Raw genomic sequence first — 16,257 nt, 5'->3', positions numbered from 1 at the left:
GATTGAGCACGAAACGCATCATAATCACGCACGTACCCCTAAAAAATTCTGTTCCCTGGCGGTTTCGATTTGAAGCGCGACATCCATGGGATGCGTAGCATTTCATCCAGGGTGGGGCGAGCCCCACCCTGGATGGCAAAAATCTATCGGGCCTTGAGGAGGGTGATTTGCTCTGCAAGAACATCATGCGGGGTGCGATAGTTCAGGCACTTGCGAGGTGTACTGTTAATGCGATCAGCAACGGCCTGGATTTCCTTATCCGATAGCAACGCCAGGTCCGTGTCAGACGGCAGGAAGCGCCGTATGCGACCGTTGCTGTTTTCCACGCTGCCCTTTTGCCAAGGTGCTGATGGCAGACAGAAATAGCTCGTCATCGCGAGTTTCTTCTGGAGTGTCGCAAAGGCAGCAAATTCCGTTCCCCGGTCAAAGGTGATGCTCTGACGCAGGGAAGGGGGCAGGATATGCAAGTGGTGCTGGATTCCCGACATGACGCCGGCGGAATGCCGACTGGGGTTGCGGGCAAGGATAGTAAACCGGCTGCGGCGCTCGACCAGCGAGGTGAGGTTGGCTTTGCCATATTCCAATCTGAAGATCAGAAGGTCGCCTTCCCAATGACCAAAGCTGCTACGATTACCGATTTCGGGAGGGCGTTTGCCAATTGTGTTGGCCAAGGGGATATGTAGACCACGGGGCTTGCGAGCATAGCGTCGCCGTCGAGATCGACGGCCAACAGGCAGAAGGCGCCACAGGCCCTGGCTTCGTCCGTCCGGACCATAGACGAACTGGTAGATGGTCTCATGACAGACGGCTCCACGAATACCGCGATAGCGTCGAAGATATCCCGCAATCTGTTCCGGCGACCAGGCTGCCGACAAGCGGTCAGCGATATAAGCAGCGAGCTCGGGCCTTCTGGAGATCTTGCCGCCACGTACCCTACGTCTGTCCGCCATCGTTTGTGCGGCGGTCGGGAAATAGCCACGAAACATTGGCTCGTCATCGAGATGCCGGTTACGGTTGAGCTCACGATAGATGGTCGAACGATGTCGCTGCAGCGACGCTGCTATCTCATGCACGGACCGCCCGGTTGCAGCCAGTTGATAAATCTGTCGCCGCTCATCCAAATCCAGATGCTGATAGCCGTTCATCATGTGCCTTCCTAGAAAGGAGATCAAACCCCTATAAATCCTAGGATTTCGCACTTCGATCTAGAATCCACCCGGGTGGGATCCGAAACGCGATAAGCAACCTTATGTAAATATTTGGGTCTTGGTGCGTTCCTGCGCGACTTTCAGAGCCCCGGTTTCCTCATCGCTGAGCAGCAGACGTAGGTGGCCGTCTCCGATGTCCGGCGCTCGTCGGGCTCCCCACCAGCAGGCGACGGCGAGGACGCCAAGCCTCCGCTTCGATCGCGGGCAGGCGGTGCATCATGTCATCCAGCAAGCCGCTGTTGGCCTTCTCGCCCTTAGGGGGAGCACCAGCCAGGTCGAGCCATAGGAAAGTTCGACGATGGTAGGCGGCAACGCGGAGCTGGGCTGCCGTTCGGCCTGCACCATGCGGTGAGATAGGTGTCGTCGTTCCAGATGCGCTCGTCGATATTGCGACTATGCAGATGGCAGAGGACATCACCGTTCATCCCGCGCTGGTCGTGGTAAATGACTATCACGTTCCGGGTCGACGACGGCCACCATGTCCTGTCGCCATCACCTGCCGTCATCACGCCCGATCAGCTTGGCGCGTTCCGCGATCTGCTTGGCGATCATACCGCCCGAACAGGCGATGCGATGGTCATCCCGATCCACGGCGAACCGGCCTCCGGGGTGTTCGAGATCGAGGTCCGCGTGTGCCCGCTCGCGCTCGCCTCGATCGCGCGCTTCTTCGACCACGACCCGGCCGTGATCGCCGTCATCGACGAGGCCCAGTCTTGGGCACGCCGCGTCCGCATCTGGCAACAGGAACCGGCCGGCGATCTGCGGCTTGGGCTTGGCCTCAATCCCGATGGCGCACCCGAGCTTGAGGTCGCAAACGGGAACGCCTTCGCCCTCCTCCCCAGCCTCGGTCTGGACGAGGAATCGTGCGGCGCAATCCCGCTGTCGCAGCTCCGACAGCGGCTCATGGATCCCCGCATCCGGCGACGGCTCGACGAGGATCCCCATATGTCTCGTTACGTCGAGGCGCTGACCACCATGGCGGCGCTGAAACCGGTCGAGGGAGAATACCACCTCGCATGGGCCTGACGGCCCAGCGAGCCACGCTCAGCGACCCGTAGGGACGCCCAGCCTATCGGCTGGCGCGTCCCTTTTTTTGTCGGCCAATCTCAAGCCGGCTGTGCCGCGTCCTGACCAGAAAGAAAATGGCCGCATGAGGTAGCAGCCCCATGCGGCCATCGCCGTGACCATCGGCCTCGAACCGGCTCAGGCTTCCGCCATGAGCCGCTTCTCGACCTCGTCGACGCCCAGCGTCTTCACCGCCTTCATCAGCCCCTCCAATCGATCAAGCGGGACCTTGAACAGCCCTGCCTTCTCGACTGCTACGACAGCCGCCTCCCGCACCTTCGCCTGATGCGCCTGACGGCGCTCGGCGAGCTTGCGTTCCTCGGCCACGATCGCGGCCAGTTCAGCGTCCAGTGACTTCGCCATAGTGTGTCCTTTTCGGTACGGCTTATCGGCTCTGAACGGGATCGATATAGCCGTCTACGGATCGCACCGGAAGCCACTCGAACGACCATGGAGCGACACCCTTGGCTCTCCCCCAGCCAGAGGACCCTGACCCCGGCGCGCAGCGCCCTTCAGGCAGCTGCTTCCCGCCTAGCGGCGGATTGGGTCCCGGCGGAAACCTGAGGCGATTCCGAACCGTCTATGAGGAGCGAAACATCCAAAACAACACGGAGGAAACAGGACTACAGTAGTGCACACCGAACGCAAGCTGCGCTTCCCTTTTTCCGGGGAAATACAGATCACTAGCAGCCGCCAATTGAGGGTCACAATGTGGTACGTCTTGTGGCACAACGTAACACGCTCCGAAAACCGCAGAAAACCGCGCCTTTTTCGTGTTACGACGTGCCACGGAATCGGACCACGAATAAACGAGTTGCTTGAACGCGGGTCACAGGTCCGCTAAAAGCCGACGTGACGAAGAGCCCACCAGCCCCCCTGCTAGGGAGCTGGTTTTTGAGTACCAAAACACACTGCACGGTCCGGATCCCGCGGGATCTGCGCGACCAGGTCGACGCGGTAGCGGCACTACAAAATCGCAGCACGTCAGACGTGATCCGACTGGCGATCGAGCAATTTGTCACCGGTGCGAAGCGTGCCGACGATAGCCACCTCCGCCACATGCGCGTGACCGAGTATGCGCAGATCGCCTTGGACGCGATCATCCGCCAAGATTACCCCGATCTCCGTGACCATTTGATCGCCCAGACCGACCTTCGGATGGAGCAATATCATGGCGCGCGTTGAGCCCAAGGGCATACGGCGTGACATCCGCAATGACGGCCGCCCCATCCCTCAGGAACACTATTCGTCACGGGGTGAGCTCCCCCGCAATTCTGGCAACTTCACGCGTGGTTCGCAGCTCCTGAACACTCAGGTGCTGATGTGGCTGCAGGGGGCCAAATTGCCGATCCTGATGTGGCTCGGCGTGTTCGTCCTCGCCAAGGGTCAGGGCCAATTGATGTGATCGTCGCGATCTGATCCAAGCTCCGCGAGGAGACCGGGATAAATGACTTTTTTGGCTGATGGACGAGCAGGTCGGATGGCTGCAGCCCTTCTTTCCGACCAGCCATGGTAAGCCTCGGATGGATGAGCGGCGGGTGTCGAGCGGCATCGTTTTCATCAACCACAACGGGCTGCGCTGGCGAGATGCGACCCGCATCTACGGTCCTCACAGGACGCTGTACAACCGGTGGAAGCGTCGGGGGGAGCGAGGCGTATTCACGCGCATGATGGAGGCTGGCTGCGAGCGATGCCGAGCCGATGACCGTCATGATCGACGCGCCCCACCTCAAGGCGCACCGCACGGCATCGAGCCTGCGGTTTGAAAAGGGAATATCGGCCGCCTGATCGGACGCACGCAAAGCGGCATGAACACGTAGCTTCAGGCCGTCGTCGACGCGAACGGCCACCCCCTCGGCTTTTTCATGATCGTCGGGCGGATCAGTGACGATACTGGCGCGGCAGCGCTGCTGGACGACCTACCAAAAAGCGCAGCGGCTGCTCGGCAACGGCGGCTACGACGCTGATTGGTTCAAGGACGCTTTCCAGGCCAAAAGCATTAAGCCCTACGGCGCGTTGATTGCCAATTCACTTGATCAAGGCTCCTGTGAAACCCGGCGCTACCGCCCCGTCACCCACGCCTCGGCTTCCTCGACCGTCGTGAAATACGCCGCCTCGCGTTCCGACGCCGCGCGCTTGATCTGCAGGCGCGCCAGCGAGCGCGCGACGACGAAGGACAGCCGGCGTGACGTATATCGCGGATCGGCCAGCACCTGCTGAAAGGCGGCGACGGTTTCCTGCGACTGGATCTGCATCGCGCGCATGTCGACCAGCGTGGCATGCGCGTTCGGCGCGCAGCGCAATTGCTGATGCGCGGCGTCGCGCGCGGCGACGAAGCGCGCGACGTCGTCGGGAGAAAAGAAGCCCGCCAGGGTGATGCGGACCAGATCACGCTGGGGGTCGACGTCAAAGGACATGCGAGGCGTCATCCGCGATCCTCTAACGGTTAAACATTCGAAATCATTCACTTATGTCGGTGAAAGCCACCCGCCGGCAAAGCCCGCGCGCTCCAGCCCGGCGCGAATATACGGGTTCTTCTGCATCGTCTTCCAGATCAGCCCGCTACGCCAGTTCTCGATCATGCACGCGATCGGCCCCTGGTCGATGCCGAGGAAATCGTCCGCGACCCAGCCGATATAGGGCACGACCTTGCCATGCTGCAGCTTGACGTCGGGCAGCGTCAGCGTCGGGTTGAAGCTGTCGCGAAAGCCGTAGCGGTCGTAAATCGCTGTGCCGTAAGTCGAATACATCGCGCGCGCCGCGGGCAGCACGATCTCCGGCGCGAACGCCACCGAACCGAGCGCGGCGGTCGGCGCGATCGTCCCGTCGTCGCGGTCGCCAGGGCCACGCGCCGAATAGGAGAAGAACTCGCGGTTGCGCCCGTCGATCTCGCGCACGAAATCGCCCGGCCCGTCGCACGCGGTCAGCCCCCAGACGTTCTCGTCATAGCCGCGCCAGCCGGCGGGGTTGTTGATCGCATAGCGGCGCTGGGCATAGGTCGCGCGGCGGCTGTTCTCGAAATAATCGAACCCGCGCCGCTTGGAATAGGTGTCCATCAGGCCGCGGAAGTCGATCCATACCTGACTGTATTGATGACCGAAAAGCGGCGGGAAGGCGGTGAAGGGATTGGCGTAATTCTCGTCCCACGACGGGTCGAAATTGGCGGTCCACTGATCCCAGGTGGTCGGCGGCAGCGCGTGCGTCGGCGAGCCGAGCGCCAGCACGTAAAGGATCAGGCTTTCGTTATAGATGTTCCAGTCGGAGCCGATGAACCCGCTCTCGGGATGCCATCCCATTGAAACGAAAGGCTTGCGCGGGGTGATCCAGTCCCATTCGACCGCGCGGTAGAGCTGGTCGGCGAGCGCGCGTATCTCGCGTTCGGCGGGGTCGGCCTCGTCGTCGAACCACGTTTGCGCGAACAGCACCCCGCCGAGCAGCAGCGCGGTGTCGATCGTCGACAGCTCGGTTTTGGCGAAACGGTGCCCTTTGGTGACGCCGAGGAAGTGATAATAGAAGCCTTTATAGCCGCTGGTGCCCTCTTTTGCTGGTCCCTGCGGGGCATTGGCGAAGAAGCGTAGCGTCGCGAGCGTGCGTTGCGCGGCCGCGGCCCGCGTGATCCAGCCGCGCGTCGCCGCGATCGGATAGGTGGTGAGCGCGAAGCCGACCGCGGCGATCGACGCGAAGCTGGGCGTCGGCCAACGATCGGGGGCGAGCCCGGTCGCCTGATCGGTGGTGTTCCAGAAATAGCTGACGGTGCGGCGCTGGATGTCGTCCATCAGCGGGTCGCTGGCGCTGGCCGGCGTGGTGCCGATCTCGGGCAGCACGCCGGGGAAGGCCAGCCGCGGTGCCTGCTTGGGCGCGAGCGGGCCGGCGGTGCACCCCGCCAGCCACCCCGCCCCACCGAGCGCACCAGCGCGCAGGAGGTCGCGTCGGTCGAACGTCATGCGGTCCTTTCCGTCATCCCCATCCTCTTCTCGTCATCCCTGCGGTCTCACCGCCACCCCGGCGGAAGCCGGGGTCCAGCGCCAGGCAAAGTCAGCGCCCGTGGCTCCGGACCCCGGCCAGCGCCGGGGTGACGGGAAGAAGGAACACGCCGGCGCCTCGCGACGCGCAGCCCGGCGGGGCCGGGAAAGAGCGAAACGACTGATCGTCACGCCGCCTTTCCCAGCCCGGTCATCAGAAGTTGAACCCCGCCGACAGCTTCACGGTGCGCGGCGGATTGCCGCCGATGCTGTAGGTCGACACCTCGCGGTACACGCTTGGCGAGCCGGCGGTACGCGTCGTGTCGCCGGGGTCGTTGTTGTAGTCGACGTAGTTGCGGTCGTTCATCGCATTGATGATGTCGACGCGGAGGCGGATCCGCGTGTCGTCGCTGATGAAGCCGAGCGGCACGTACTTCGTGAACGCCAGGTCGAGCTGACGCCGGCCCCAGCGATCGCCCAGCCCGAACACTTCCGAGCCGACCAGCGTGCGCTGATACGGGGTCGAGGTGTTGAGCAACGCGCGCTGGAAGGTCGGGCTCTCGATCTGGAACTTCGCCGACAGCGTCACGCCCAGCGGCGTGTCGGTGCTGCCGGCCACGACGAAGCGGTGCCGCGGCACCACGCCCGAGCGCAGCATCGGGTAATCCGAGGCTTTCGGGAAATCGAGCAGGAAGTAGGACGACTGGTCGTTGTTCGGCCGGTTATCCACCGCCGCGGTGAAGGTATAGGTGGCGTCGATGCTCCACGGCGAGGCCGCCGAATAGGCCTTGGTCAGCTTGGCATAGGCCGAGTCCGCCTTGGTCTCGAGCCCGTTGTCGCCAAGGATGATCGCGCCGTAGCCGCTGGGCGCGAAGCTGGTGTTCGGGCCCTGCGGGGTGCCGTCGGTCGGCGACGGCGCGAAGAACGACCCGTCGGCGCGGCGGGTGCCGAGCAGATAGACGAACCCGTCCTTGCTGACGATCCGCGTATAGCCGACCTCGACCTCGACCGGATTGAACCGCCCGCGCACGCCGAGGCTGAACTGATCCGAATACGGGACCTTCAGGTCGTTGTTGATGAAGCGGAACTCGCGCCCGCCCGGGCTGCCGTTGCCGATCAGCTGCTGGCGACCGGCCTCGGTCAGATAGACCGGATCCCAGGGAATGCAGTTCGGCCCCGGGGTGCAGGGATTCACCGTATCGGCGTTCTGGAACAGGAACTCGCGGCGCTGGAAGCGGCCGTTCGACAGCTCCTGCTGCAGGAAGTCGAACTGGTTGCGGTCATAGGAGCGGCCATAGCCGCCGAACACCGCGAACCGGCCCTGCTCGTCGAGCCGATAGGTGAAGCCGACGCGCGGCTGCCACGCGCCCTTGAACGCCTTCCGCTGGCTGCCGTTGGTGATGTAATCGTTGATGTTATAGTCGGCGTTGACGAGGTTCGGGTAATTGGCCGGCGACACCGCGTTCACGTTCTCGGCGGGCGTCACGTAATTGAGGAACGCGGGGGTCCGCTCGTAATCCCAGCGCAGCCCGAGGTTGAGCGTCAGCCGGTCGGTGACGTCCCAATCGTCCTGCGCGTACAGCCCGAGCTGGAAGTTTTTCGAACGGATGCGCGGATCGCCGAGCCCGTTCGCGCCGAATTGCAGGCTGTACGGAATCTGGTCGTTGAACCCGCTCGCGGTCGGCAGCGTCGTGTCGTACAGGTACAAGGGGTTGATGAGGTTCTGCTCGAGCGAGTTGAGCGTCACCCACTTCGCTTTCGCGCCGACCTTGAACGTGTGGTTCTCGACCCCGGTCCAGGTGAAATCGTCCTGGACGGTCCAGCCCTTCTGCCCCTTGTCCTGGAAGCCGAGCCCGGCACCGGTGCGGAACAGGTCGAAGGTCGAGGTGCTGGTGCCGTTGCGCGTCGTGGTGCGGAACTGCTGGCCGATGCCGTTCTCGGCCGGCTGCGGCGACCAGGCGACATCCTCATAGGAGACGCGCAGGTCGTTGATCCACTTCTCCTCGGTATGCTGCCAGCGCAGCATCCCGCGCTTCTCGTTGACCTTGCTCAGCGTGCGGGTCGAGAAGGCGGCGTTGCCGTTGCCGATCTGCACGCCGGTTTCGTTGCGGTACTTGCCGGTCAGCTCGAACAGGTCCTTGTCGGTCGGCTCGAGGTCGATCTTGCCGAAATACAGGTCCTGGCTGAACGTCGAGTTCGCCGAGCCGAAGATGCCCTGATATTGCGCGGGCAGGCTCGACACCGCCACGCCGTTGGTGGGCAGGATGTCGATCGGCACCTGCCGGCGCTTGCCTTCGTAGCTGACGAAGAAATGCGCGACGTCCTTGACGATCGGGCCGCCCAGCGCGGCGCCGAACTGCTTGTCCTCCGAGGCGATCTTGGCGATCTTGTTCGGGAAGATTTCGGTCGGGCGGCGTTCGCGCAGGCTCTGGTTGGTGAAGTCGAAGAAGCCTTCGCCGTGGAATTCGTTGGTGCCCGATTTGGTGCCGGCGATGATCGCGACCGAGCTGACCTGATCCAGCTCCGCCTTGTAGTTCGACGACAGCACCTGATACTCGCCGATCGCGAGCTGCGGGAACGGGTTGCCCGGCGAGCTGTCCTGCCCGGTCAGGCCGCCGCGCAGCACGTAGTCCTTCTGGCTGACGCCGTCGATGAACACGTTGACCGAGTTCGACCCCTGCGCACCGCCCTGGATGCGCGAGCTGCCGTCGGAGCTTTCGAGGAAGCGCACGCCCGGCGCCAGATCGGCGAAGGCGAGGAAGTTGCGGCTGTTCTGCGGCAGCTGCTCGATCAGCCGCGGGGTGATGTTGATCCCGACCTGTCCGCCGGACAGCGAGCGGATGCGTGTGCCGGTGACGATGATGTCGCCTTCCTGCCCACCGGCCGCCACCTCATCACCCGCGGGCGGTGCGGTCTCGCCGGCATTGGTGTCGGCGGGCGCCGGCTGCCCGGGGGCGGGCGCGGCCGCGGGCGGCGTCGTCAGGTCGAGGTCGAGCCCGGCATTCTGCCCGACACGCAGCGTGAACTGGTCGGAATTGCGCGTACCCTTCTGGAGCCGGATCTCCAGCCGGTACGTGCCCGCGCGCAGCGACGGAAAATTGTAGCTGCCGTCCGCGCCGGGCACGACGGTGCGGCGGAAGCCCGATCCGACGTCGACCAACGTCACGTCCTGCACCGGATTGTCGGGCGCGGTGCGGATCACGCCGCGCAGTGCCGCCTGCCCGGCCTGCGCCGCGGCGGGCGCGCTCCACGTCATCGCGGTGCCCAGCCCCGCCAGCATCGTCGCGCCGGCAAGCGCCAGCCGGAAAGCGTTGCTCTTCATATCCCTAGTCCCTGCCTGCTTGTTTCTATCGTTGTTTCGCGCACCACCAGATGCGGGACGATCGCCTCGTCCGCTCCGCTGGATGCACCTTCCAAAAACCCGTCACGCGCCGCGCTGATCCGCGCCGCGAGCTGTGCGACCGCGCGCGCGCCCATCGCGGCGATGTCGATCGCGACGCTGGTCAGCGCCGGCGACACCAGCCGGGCGAGCGGAATATCGTCGAACCCGGCGACCGCCACCTGATCGGGCACCGCGACGCCGTGGCGCTTGAGCGCCATCAACGCGCCGATCGCCATCATGTCGTTCGCCGCGAAGATCGCGTCGGCCTCGATCGTCCCCGCTGCGACGCATTCGCCGACCACCGCGCCGCTGCCCTCGCGAAAGTCGCCCTCGACTACGCTCAGCGTCACGCCCGCCGCCTCGGCTGCCGCCTCGGCGCCTGCGCGGCGCTCCTGCGCGTCGAGATTGGTCGCCGGGCCGGAGAGATGGACGATCCGCCGCGCCCCGCCCGCCGCGAGATGCGCGACCGCCGCGGCGGCCCCGGCGCGATTGTCGATCCGCAGGCTGGGGCTGCCGTCCTGCGGCGCGCAGGCGAGGAACACCGTCGCCACCCCGCGCGGCATATGCTGCGCCACGACCGCGGGATCGAGCTGCGGCGCCATCACCACCAGCCCGTCGACCTGCCCGCGCAATGCCGCCAGCGTGTCGAGCCCGCGCCCGTCGTGGAGCACGGTCAGCAACAGCCCCAGCCCACGCGTGCTCGCCTCACGGTCCATCCCGCGCAGCAATTCGGAGAAGAACTCGCCGTGCAGGTCGGGCAGCAGCACCCCGATCGCGCCGGTCCGCGCCATGCTCAGGCTGCGCGCGCCGGCGTGCGGCACGTAGCCGAGCTGCGCGGCGGCTTCCTCGACGCGCGTCCGCATCGCCGCGCGGACGTGGTCGCGCCCGTTGAACACCCGCGACACCGACGCGACCGACACCCCCGCCACGCGCGCGACATCATGGATCGTCGCATGCGCACCACGCACCGAGGGGGCGGCGGCGGGAACGGGGTCGGGTCGGGCAGGCAACATGGCCGGCGAAGCATCCTCTCGGTAACACGGGCTTGTAACCGCTTACAGAAACCGCTTACATGAGCGTCAGGTGATAATCAATCGGGTAGCCATTGATCGTCATTGCGCGCGCAGCGAAGCAATCCAGCGCCGGACCGGGACGCCCTGGATTGCTTCCCCCGGCCTTCGCCGGGGTCGCAATGACGAAGGGGGGCAGACGTTGTGTGACGCGACACCCCCACCCGTCGCCCCGGCTCAAGTCCGGGGCGACGGCGTAGATGCGCGAAACGACGATGGCGCGTGGACGAAACGGAAAGGGAGCAGGATGAGCGGACACGACCGGCAGATATCGCGGCGCGCATGGCTGGCCGGCGCGGGCGCGGCGCTGGCATGGTCGGCGAGCCCGGCGCGCGCGCTGCTCGCGACCATCGCGGCGCGTCCCCTCCCCGCGCACGTCGAGGCGCTGATCGCGCGGATGACGCTTGTCGAAAAGGCCGGGCAGCTCAACCTGCTCGCCGCCGCCTGGGCGGGTGGCGCGGCGATCTCGCTCAACCCGGCGGGCGCGGCGTCCAGCTTCGATGCGCAGTTGAAGATGGTCCGGCGCGGCGAGCTGACCGGCGTGTTCAACGGCAATGGCGCGGAGATGGCGCGGCAGATGCAGACCGAGGCGGTGCGCCGCTCGCGGCTCAAGATCCCGCTGCTGTTCGCCGCCGACGTCATCCATGGCCTGCGCACCGTCTTCCCGGTCCCGCTCGCCGAGGCGGCCAGCTTCGATCCCGATCTCGTGCGCCGCACCGCGCGCGCCGCGGCGGTCGAGGCGTCGGCGTCGGGGATCGACTGGACCTTCGCGCCGATGGTCGACATCGCGCGCGATGCGCGCTGGGGGCGCGGGGTCGAGGGCGCGGGCGAGGATGTGCTGCTCGGCCGGCTGATCGCGGCGGCGCGTGTCGCGGGCTTCCAGGGCAGCGGCATTGCGTCGCCGGACGCCGTCGCGGCCTGCGCCAAGCATTTCGTCGCCTATGGCGCGGGCGAGGCCGGGCTCGACTATAACAGTGTCGACATGTCGGAACGTACACTCCGCGACGTCTATTTCCCGCCGTTCCAGGCGGCGTTCGCAGCCGGCGCGCCGACCGTGATGGCGTCGTTCAACGACCTGTCCGGCGTCCCTGCGACCGCCAATCCGTGGCTCCTCGACACGATCCTGCGCAAGGAATGGGGCTTCGGCGGGCTGGTCGTTTCCGATTACACCGGCGACGAGGAGCTGATCGCGCACGGGCTGGCGGAGGACGGTCGCGACGCCGCGCGGCTCGCCTTCCTCGCCGGGGTGGACATGTCGATGCAGAGCGGCTTGTACCTGAAATACCTCCCCGATCTGGTCGAGAAGGGCGAGGTGCCGCTCGCCCGCCTAGACGAGGCGGTTCGCCGCGTGCTCGCGCTCAAGGTCGCGCTCGGGCTGTTCGACGACCCGTTCCGCCGCATCGACCCGGCGCGCGAAAAGGCGCGGCTGCGCACGCCGGAGACGCTGGCGCTCGCGCGCGAGGCGGGCGCGCGAAGCATCGTCATGCTGCGCAACGAGGGCGCGCTGCTCCCCCTGCCCCGTTCGGGCAAGAAGATCGCGCTGATCGGTCCGTTCGCGGGCGGCGGCCACGATCTGATCGGACCGTGGAACGTCTATGGCACCGATCGTGAGGCGGTCGACCTCGAGACCGCGGTGCGCGCGATCGCGCCGGGCGCGACCGTCGACGACGGCAGCGACGTGGCGCGCGCGGTCGCCGCGGCGCGCGCGGCCGATGTGGTGGTGCTCGCGATCGGCGAGACGCAGAACATGTCGGGCGAGGCGCAGTCGCGCACCGAGATCGTCGTGCCGGCCGAACAACAGGCGCTCGCCGAGGCGATCGCCGCGACGGGCAAGCCGTACGTCGTGCTGCTCCGCACCGGCCGCGCGCTCGCGCTGGCCGGCGCGGTGGCCAAGGCGCCCGCGCTGCTGGTGACGTGGTTCCTCGGCTCGCAGGACGGCCCGGCGATCGCCGACGTGCTGTTCGGCGCGGTATCACCTTCGGCGCGGCTGCCGGTGTCTTTCCCGCGCGCCGGCGGGCAGGTGCCCTATTATTACGCGCACCGCAGCACCGGCCGCCCCAACCCGCCCGGCGCGCTCCAGCCCTATAAGGCGCATTATCGCGGGGTGCCGAACAGCGCGCTGTTCCCGTTCGGCCACGGCCTCACCTATGGCGAGATCGCTTATTCGGACCTGCGGCTGAGCGCGAAGACGCTGACCGACGCCCCGCTGACGATCCGCGCGACGATCGCCAACACCGGCCGCAATGCTGCGACCGAGGTGGTGCAGCTCTACGTCCACGACGTGGTCGCCAGCGTGACGCAGCCGGTGCGCGTGATGAAGGCGTTCACCCGCGTCACGCTCGCGCCCGGCGAGCGCCGGACGGTCGAGTTCACGCTCACCCGCGCCGATCTGGCCTTCATCGGGCGTGACCTGAAGCCGACCGTTGAACCCGGTGCCTTCCGCCTGTGGGTCGCGCCCTCGGCCGAGGCCGAGGGGCTGGCGGGGACGTTTTTGCTGGGGTGAGGCGGTGCCCATCTCCGTTGCCCGCCGCCTCTCCGACCGGCCGTTATGTCACCCGGCGCTCATCCGCTCGCGGCAGCGGGCGACCCAGTCGCGGATCGCCGGGTCGGCGGGCATCATCTCGGTGAACCAGAAGAACGGCGAACTGCACAACATGTCGGCGGCGGAGAAGCGCTGGCCGAGCAGCCACGGCCCGCGCCGCAGCGGCTCGGCCAGCCGCTCGATCATCGTGTCGAAATCGCGCAGTCCGGCGGTGATCGCGGGATGGCTGATGTTCGCCCACTTCAGGATGCAAAGCGGTTCGATGACGCCCTGATAATAGAACAGCCACGACAGATAGTCGCCGCGCTGCGCCTCTCCGGGCAACGGGCCGAGCCCCGCATCCGGATAGGCGTCGGTCAGATAAAGCATGATCGCGCCGCGCTCGCGCACCGCATCGTCGCCATCGACCAGATAGGGCACCTTGCCCTCGGGATGCGGATTGGCGGGGTCGCGACGTCCCGACCCGTCCTGTCGCACGATGGTCACTTCGCGCAGATCGACGTCGGCGGACAGCATCCTGACGAGGGTGACGACCGTGTCCGAACGCGAGTTGGGAGAGAAATACAGGATCGGCATCGGGTTGCTCCTTGTGCTTGATGAGGTGCTCGATCTACGAGCGGCCTCCTGACAATTTCGGGCAGCAGGGATGGCACGTTCGGATCGCCTGATGCGCTTGCTCGACACGCTGCGGCGGCTTCCCAAGCCGGTGACGGCGGCGCGGCTCGCCACGGAGACGGAAGTCTCCCCGCGCCAATTGTACCGCGACATCGCGACCTTGCGGGCGGGCGGCGTGCTGATCGACGGCACCGCGGGCTATGGCTACACGCTGACCGAAGACCCCACCCTTCCGCCGCAGAGCTTCTCACGTCTCGAGATCGAGGCGCTGATGCTGGCGGTCGCCGGCCTCGGTGACCTGGGCGACGCGGCGCTGACGACGGCGGGACGCGATGCGCTGGCGCGGATCGTCGCGACGCTTCCCGACCGGCAGGCACGGCAGGCCGCCCATGTGACGATCCGGTCGTGGCGACCGCCCGAGCCGCGCGCCGCGGTCACGATCGATCTCGACCAGCTGCGCCAGGCCTGTTGGGACGAAGTGAGTGTCCGCATCAGCTATCGCGATGCCAAGGAACGGCGGACCGACCGCGAAATCCTGCCGCTCGGCATGTCGTACAGTCCGCGAACGCTGATGCTTGTCGCATGGTGTCAGTTGCGCGCCGGCTATCGGACCTTCGAGGTGCCGCGCATCGAGGCGCTGGAGCGAGGCGCGGTCAGCTTCCGTCCGCGCCGGGTGCAGCTCCTCCGCGACTATGTCACGCTGCGCACCGCGGAGTGGAAAAGGCAGGAACAGCGCGCGCGGGCGGCCTCCTGATCGCACCGGACAGTCGCGGCGATGATTAATCGTTCATCGACAATTACATAGTACGATGGTCGGCTTCGACGAGAAAGCTGGCCGCCTCCATGTACACCATCGACTATGACGCAGCGACCCGCACGCTGCACATCGTGACCGAGGGGTTCTGGACGCCCGGCGTCACCGCCGCCTTCGTCGCCGAGCTGCTCGCGCGCGGCACCGCGATCCGGTTGCGGCACGGGCCGTTCGTGGTGCTCGCGGACCTGCGCGCCGCGGCGATCCAGCCGCCGCAGGTCGTCGATGCGCTCGCCGCGATGATGCCGCGCGCGCTAAGGGTCACGTCGCGGCCGATCGCGGCGGTGGTCGCGAACAATCTCGCGAAGCTGCAGACCGAACGCTATCTGGTCGGCGCCAACTGCCGCACCTTCCTCGACGCCGACGACGCGAAGCGCTGGCTGGCGGCGGCGTAACCCCGTCATTGCGAGCGTAGCGCGGCAATCCAGGCGTCCTGATCCGGCCTTGGGTTGCTTCGCGTGCGCTCGCAATGACGGTCGCGGCCCCTCCCCCACCCGCAAAGGCGTTTGGGCCCCCCGCCGCGCTGCGCTAAGCCGGCGCGCAATGCCCCTCCCCTTCCCTACCCGCCGGCTGCTGCTCGCCGCGCCCGTGCTGCTCGCGCTCACTGCCGCCGTGCCGTCCGCCATCGTGACGTCGGAATTCATCGACCCCGCCCCACCCTATCCGCAGGCGCACGCCTCGACGATCGTTGCGCTGGCCGACGCCACCATTGCGGCTGCGTGGTTCGGCGGCTCGGGCGAAGGGCGTCCCGATGTCGCGATCTGGTTCGCGCGCCGCGGTGCCAGGGGTTGGGAGACACCGATCGCGGTCGCACGCGACGCGCGCTTCCCGACATGGAACCCGGTGCTGTTCCAGCCGCCCGGCCAGCCGCTCCACCTGTTCTACAAGGTCGGACCCAACCCGCGCGACTGGTGGGGAATGGTCATCACCTCCAGCGACGGCGGCCGCCACTGGAGCGCGCCGACCCGGCTGCCCGACGGCGTACTCGGCCCGATCAAGAACAAGCCGGTCGTGCTCGCCGACGGCACTTGGCTGGCACCGTCGAGCCGCGAGGTCGGCACGCCTGAGCGTAATCGCTGGTTCCTGCGCATGGAACGCTCCACCGATCGTGGCCGGACCTGGACCGCCGGCCCCGAGATCGCCTCGCCGGTCGGGCTGGAGGCGATCCAGCCGAGCGTGCTGACCTTGAGGGACGGCACGCTCGCGCTGGTCGCGCGGACGCGGCAGGGCGTGGTCGCCACCAGCCGTTCGCACGACGGCGGCCGGACATGGTCGCCGCTCGCCGCGCTCGCCTTGCCCAACCCCAATGCCGGCACCGACGCGGTGACGCTGGCGGACGGGCGGCAGCTGATCGTCTACAACCATGCCGCGCACGATCCCGCCACCCCCGGCGATGGCCCGCGCTGGCCGCTGAACGTCGCGCTGTCCGACGACGGCGTCCACTGGCGCGCGGTGCTGACGCTGGAAAGCCGGCCGATCAGGGACGGTTACGCCTATCCGGCGGTGATCCAGTCGCGCGACGGGCGTATCCACATTACCTATACATGGAACCGCACGCGCATTCGCCACGTCGTGCTCGATCCCAACAAACTGAGGTAAGTC

14 protein-coding genes and 1 pseudogene are annotated in these 16,257 nt (G+C 66.6%); 8 read left to right on the top strand and 7 right to left on the bottom strand.

Features of this window, described 5'->3' with window-relative positions; all coding sequences use genetic code 11:
• Nucleotides 1-143 precede the first annotated feature (143 nt).
• Entirely contained in the window at nt 144-1,148 is a 1,005-nt protein-coding gene (locus ACI2JO_RS13670) for an IS30 family transposase (RefSeq protein WP_404721246.1), read from the bottom strand.
• Between the two features lie 504 nt (nt 1,149-1,652).
• Here ACI2JO_RS13670 and ACI2JO_RS13665 point away from each other — a divergent pair.
• On the top strand, nt 1,653-2,234 hold the full coding sequence (locus ACI2JO_RS13665; RefSeq protein ID WP_404721245.1) for a hypothetical protein: 582 nt from the start codon (nt 1,653-1,655) through the stop codon (nt 2,232-2,234).
• A gap of 177 nt (nt 2,235-2,411) precedes the next feature.
• Here ACI2JO_RS13665 and ACI2JO_RS13660 read toward each other — a convergent pair whose 3' ends face one another.
• Nucleotides 2,412-2,636 carry a hypothetical protein gene (locus tag ACI2JO_RS13660; RefSeq protein WP_404721244.1) on the bottom strand — a complete coding sequence of 75 codons (225 nt, stop codon included), beginning with the start codon at nt 2,634-2,636 and terminating at the stop codon, nt 2,412-2,414.
• Between the two features lie 489 nt (nt 2,637-3,125).
• Between ACI2JO_RS13660 and ACI2JO_RS13655 the strand changes: the two genes are divergently transcribed.
• The 3 genes and pseudogenes from ACI2JO_RS13655 to ACI2JO_RS13645 form a co-directional block, all read left to right on the top strand.
• Nucleotides 3,126-3,458 (top strand): CopG family ribbon-helix-helix protein, encoded by a 333-nt coding sequence (locus ACI2JO_RS13655; RefSeq protein ID WP_404721243.1) that lies wholly within the window; start codon nt 3,126-3,128, stop codon nt 3,456-3,458.
• Nucleotides 3,445-3,678 (top strand): hypothetical protein, encoded by a 234-nt coding sequence (locus ACI2JO_RS13650; protein WP_404721242.1) that lies wholly within the window; start codon nt 3,445-3,447, stop codon nt 3,676-3,678. Before ACI2JO_RS13655 ends, ACI2JO_RS13650 begins: the two co-directional genes overlap by 14 nt.
• Nucleotides 3,679-3,736: 58 nt before the next feature.
• Nucleotides 3,737-4,280 (top strand): annotated as a pseudogene (locus tag ACI2JO_RS13645) (IS5 family transposase); the annotation flags it as partial.
• A 53-nt stretch (nt 4,281-4,333) separates the two neighbouring features.
• Here ACI2JO_RS13645 and ACI2JO_RS13640 read toward each other — a convergent pair.
• The 4 genes from ACI2JO_RS13640 to ACI2JO_RS13625 form a co-directional block, all read right to left on the bottom strand.
• Nucleotides 4,334-4,690 (bottom strand): hypothetical protein, encoded by a 357-nt coding sequence (locus tag ACI2JO_RS13640; protein ID WP_404721361.1) that lies wholly within the window; start codon nt 4,688-4,690, stop codon nt 4,334-4,336.
• 51 nt (nt 4,691-4,741) lie between these two features.
• Nucleotides 4,742-6,217, bottom strand: a complete 1,476-nt coding sequence (locus ACI2JO_RS13635; protein WP_404721241.1) for a glucoamylase family protein — start codon at nt 6,215-6,217, stop codon at nt 4,742-4,744.
• Nucleotides 6,218-6,449: 232 nt separating this feature from the next.
• Complete coding sequence (locus ACI2JO_RS13630; protein ID WP_404721240.1) at nt 6,450-9,557, bottom strand: TonB-dependent receptor domain-containing protein; 3,108 nt, start codon at nt 9,555-9,557, stop codon at nt 6,450-6,452.
• Nucleotides 9,554-10,630, bottom strand: coding sequence for a LacI family DNA-binding transcriptional regulator (locus tag ACI2JO_RS13625; protein ID WP_404721239.1), 1,077 nt, complete (start codon nt 10,628-10,630; stop codon nt 9,554-9,556). Before ACI2JO_RS13625 ends, ACI2JO_RS13630 begins: the two co-directional genes overlap by 4 nt.
• A gap of 304 nt (nt 10,631-10,934) precedes the next feature.
• On the opposite strand from ACI2JO_RS13625, the gene ACI2JO_RS13620 reads away from it, so the two are divergent.
• Nucleotides 10,935-13,190, top strand: coding sequence for a glycoside hydrolase family 3 N-terminal domain-containing protein (locus tag ACI2JO_RS13620; protein ID WP_404721238.1), 2,256 nt, complete (start codon nt 10,935-10,937; stop codon nt 13,188-13,190).
• Between the two features lie 48 nt (nt 13,191-13,238).
• Here the strand turns inward: ACI2JO_RS13620 and ACI2JO_RS13615 are convergent, their stop codons facing one another.
• Entirely contained in the window at nt 13,239-13,805 is a 567-nt protein-coding gene (locus tag ACI2JO_RS13615; RefSeq protein ID WP_404721237.1) for a glutathione S-transferase family protein, read from the bottom strand.
• 91 nt (nt 13,806-13,896) lie between these two features.
• Here ACI2JO_RS13615 and ACI2JO_RS13610 point away from each other — a divergent pair, with 91 nt between their 5' ends.
• From ACI2JO_RS13610 to ACI2JO_RS13600, 3 genes are all read left to right on the top strand, one after another.
• On the top strand, nt 13,897-14,598 hold the full coding sequence (locus ACI2JO_RS13610) for a helix-turn-helix transcriptional regulator (RefSeq protein WP_404721236.1): 702 nt from the start codon (nt 13,897-13,899) through the stop codon (nt 14,596-14,598).
• Between the two features lie 89 nt (nt 14,599-14,687).
• Entirely contained in the window at nt 14,688-15,050 is a 363-nt protein-coding gene (locus ACI2JO_RS13605; RefSeq protein ID WP_404721235.1) for a hypothetical protein, read from the top strand.
• Between the two features lie 148 nt (nt 15,051-15,198).
• Nucleotides 15,199-16,254, top strand: coding sequence for an exo-alpha-sialidase (locus ACI2JO_RS13600; protein WP_404721234.1), 1,056 nt, complete (start codon nt 15,199-15,201; stop codon nt 16,252-16,254).
• The last annotated feature ends 3 nt before the right edge of the window (nt 16,255-16,257 follow it).

Origin of the sequence: Sphingomonas sp. NPDC079357, assembly GCF_044901155.1 — a bacterium.
In the GTDB taxonomy this organism is placed as follows: domain Bacteria; phylum Pseudomonadota; class Alphaproteobacteria; order Sphingomonadales; family Sphingomonadaceae; genus Sphingomonas.
This window is presented reverse-complemented; position numbering and strand designations above follow the sequence as displayed.

Coding starts and splice junctions, on each gene's coding strand:
- ACI2JO_RS13670 (WP_404721246.1), bottom strand. CDS start 1,148: ATGATGAACGGCTATCAGCATCTGGATTTGGATGAGCGGCGACAGATT.
- ACI2JO_RS13665 (WP_404721245.1), top strand. CDS start 1,653: ATGACTATCACGTTCCGGGTCGACGACGGCCACCATGTCCTGTCGCCA.
- ACI2JO_RS13660 (WP_404721244.1), bottom strand. CDS start 2,636: ATGGCGAAGTCACTGGACGCTGAACTGGCCGCGATCGTGGCCGAGGAA.
- ACI2JO_RS13650 (WP_404721242.1), top strand. CDS start 3,445: ATGGCGCGCGTTGAGCCCAAGGGCATACGGCGTGACATCCGCAATGAC.
- ACI2JO_RS13640 (WP_404721361.1), bottom strand. CDS start 4,690: ATGTCCTTTGACGTCGACCCCCAGCGTGATCTGGTCCGCATCACCCTG.
- ACI2JO_RS13635 (WP_404721241.1), bottom strand. CDS start 6,217: ATGACGTTCGACCGACGCGACCTCCTGCGCGCTGGTGCGCTCGGTGGG.
- ACI2JO_RS13630 (WP_404721240.1), bottom strand. CDS start 9,557: ATGAAGAGCAACGCTTTCCGGCTGGCGCTTGCCGGCGCGACGATGCTG.
- ACI2JO_RS13625 (WP_404721239.1), bottom strand. CDS start 10,630: ATGTTGCCTGCCCGACCCGACCCCGTTCCCGCCGCCGCCCCCTCGGTG.
- ACI2JO_RS13620 (WP_404721238.1), top strand. CDS start 10,935: ATGAGCGGACACGACCGGCAGATATCGCGGCGCGCATGGCTGGCCGGC.
- ACI2JO_RS13615 (WP_404721237.1), bottom strand. CDS start 13,805: ATGCCGATCCTGTATTTCTCTCCCAACTCGCGTTCGGACACGGTCGTC.
- ACI2JO_RS13610 (WP_404721236.1), top strand. CDS start 13,897: ATGCGCTTGCTCGACACGCTGCGGCGGCTTCCCAAGCCGGTGACGGCG.
- ACI2JO_RS13605 (WP_404721235.1), top strand. CDS start 14,688: ATGTACACCATCGACTATGACGCAGCGACCCGCACGCTGCACATCGTG.
- ACI2JO_RS13600 (WP_404721234.1), top strand. CDS start 15,199: ATGCCCCTCCCCTTCCCTACCCGCCGGCTGCTGCTCGCCGCGCCCGTG.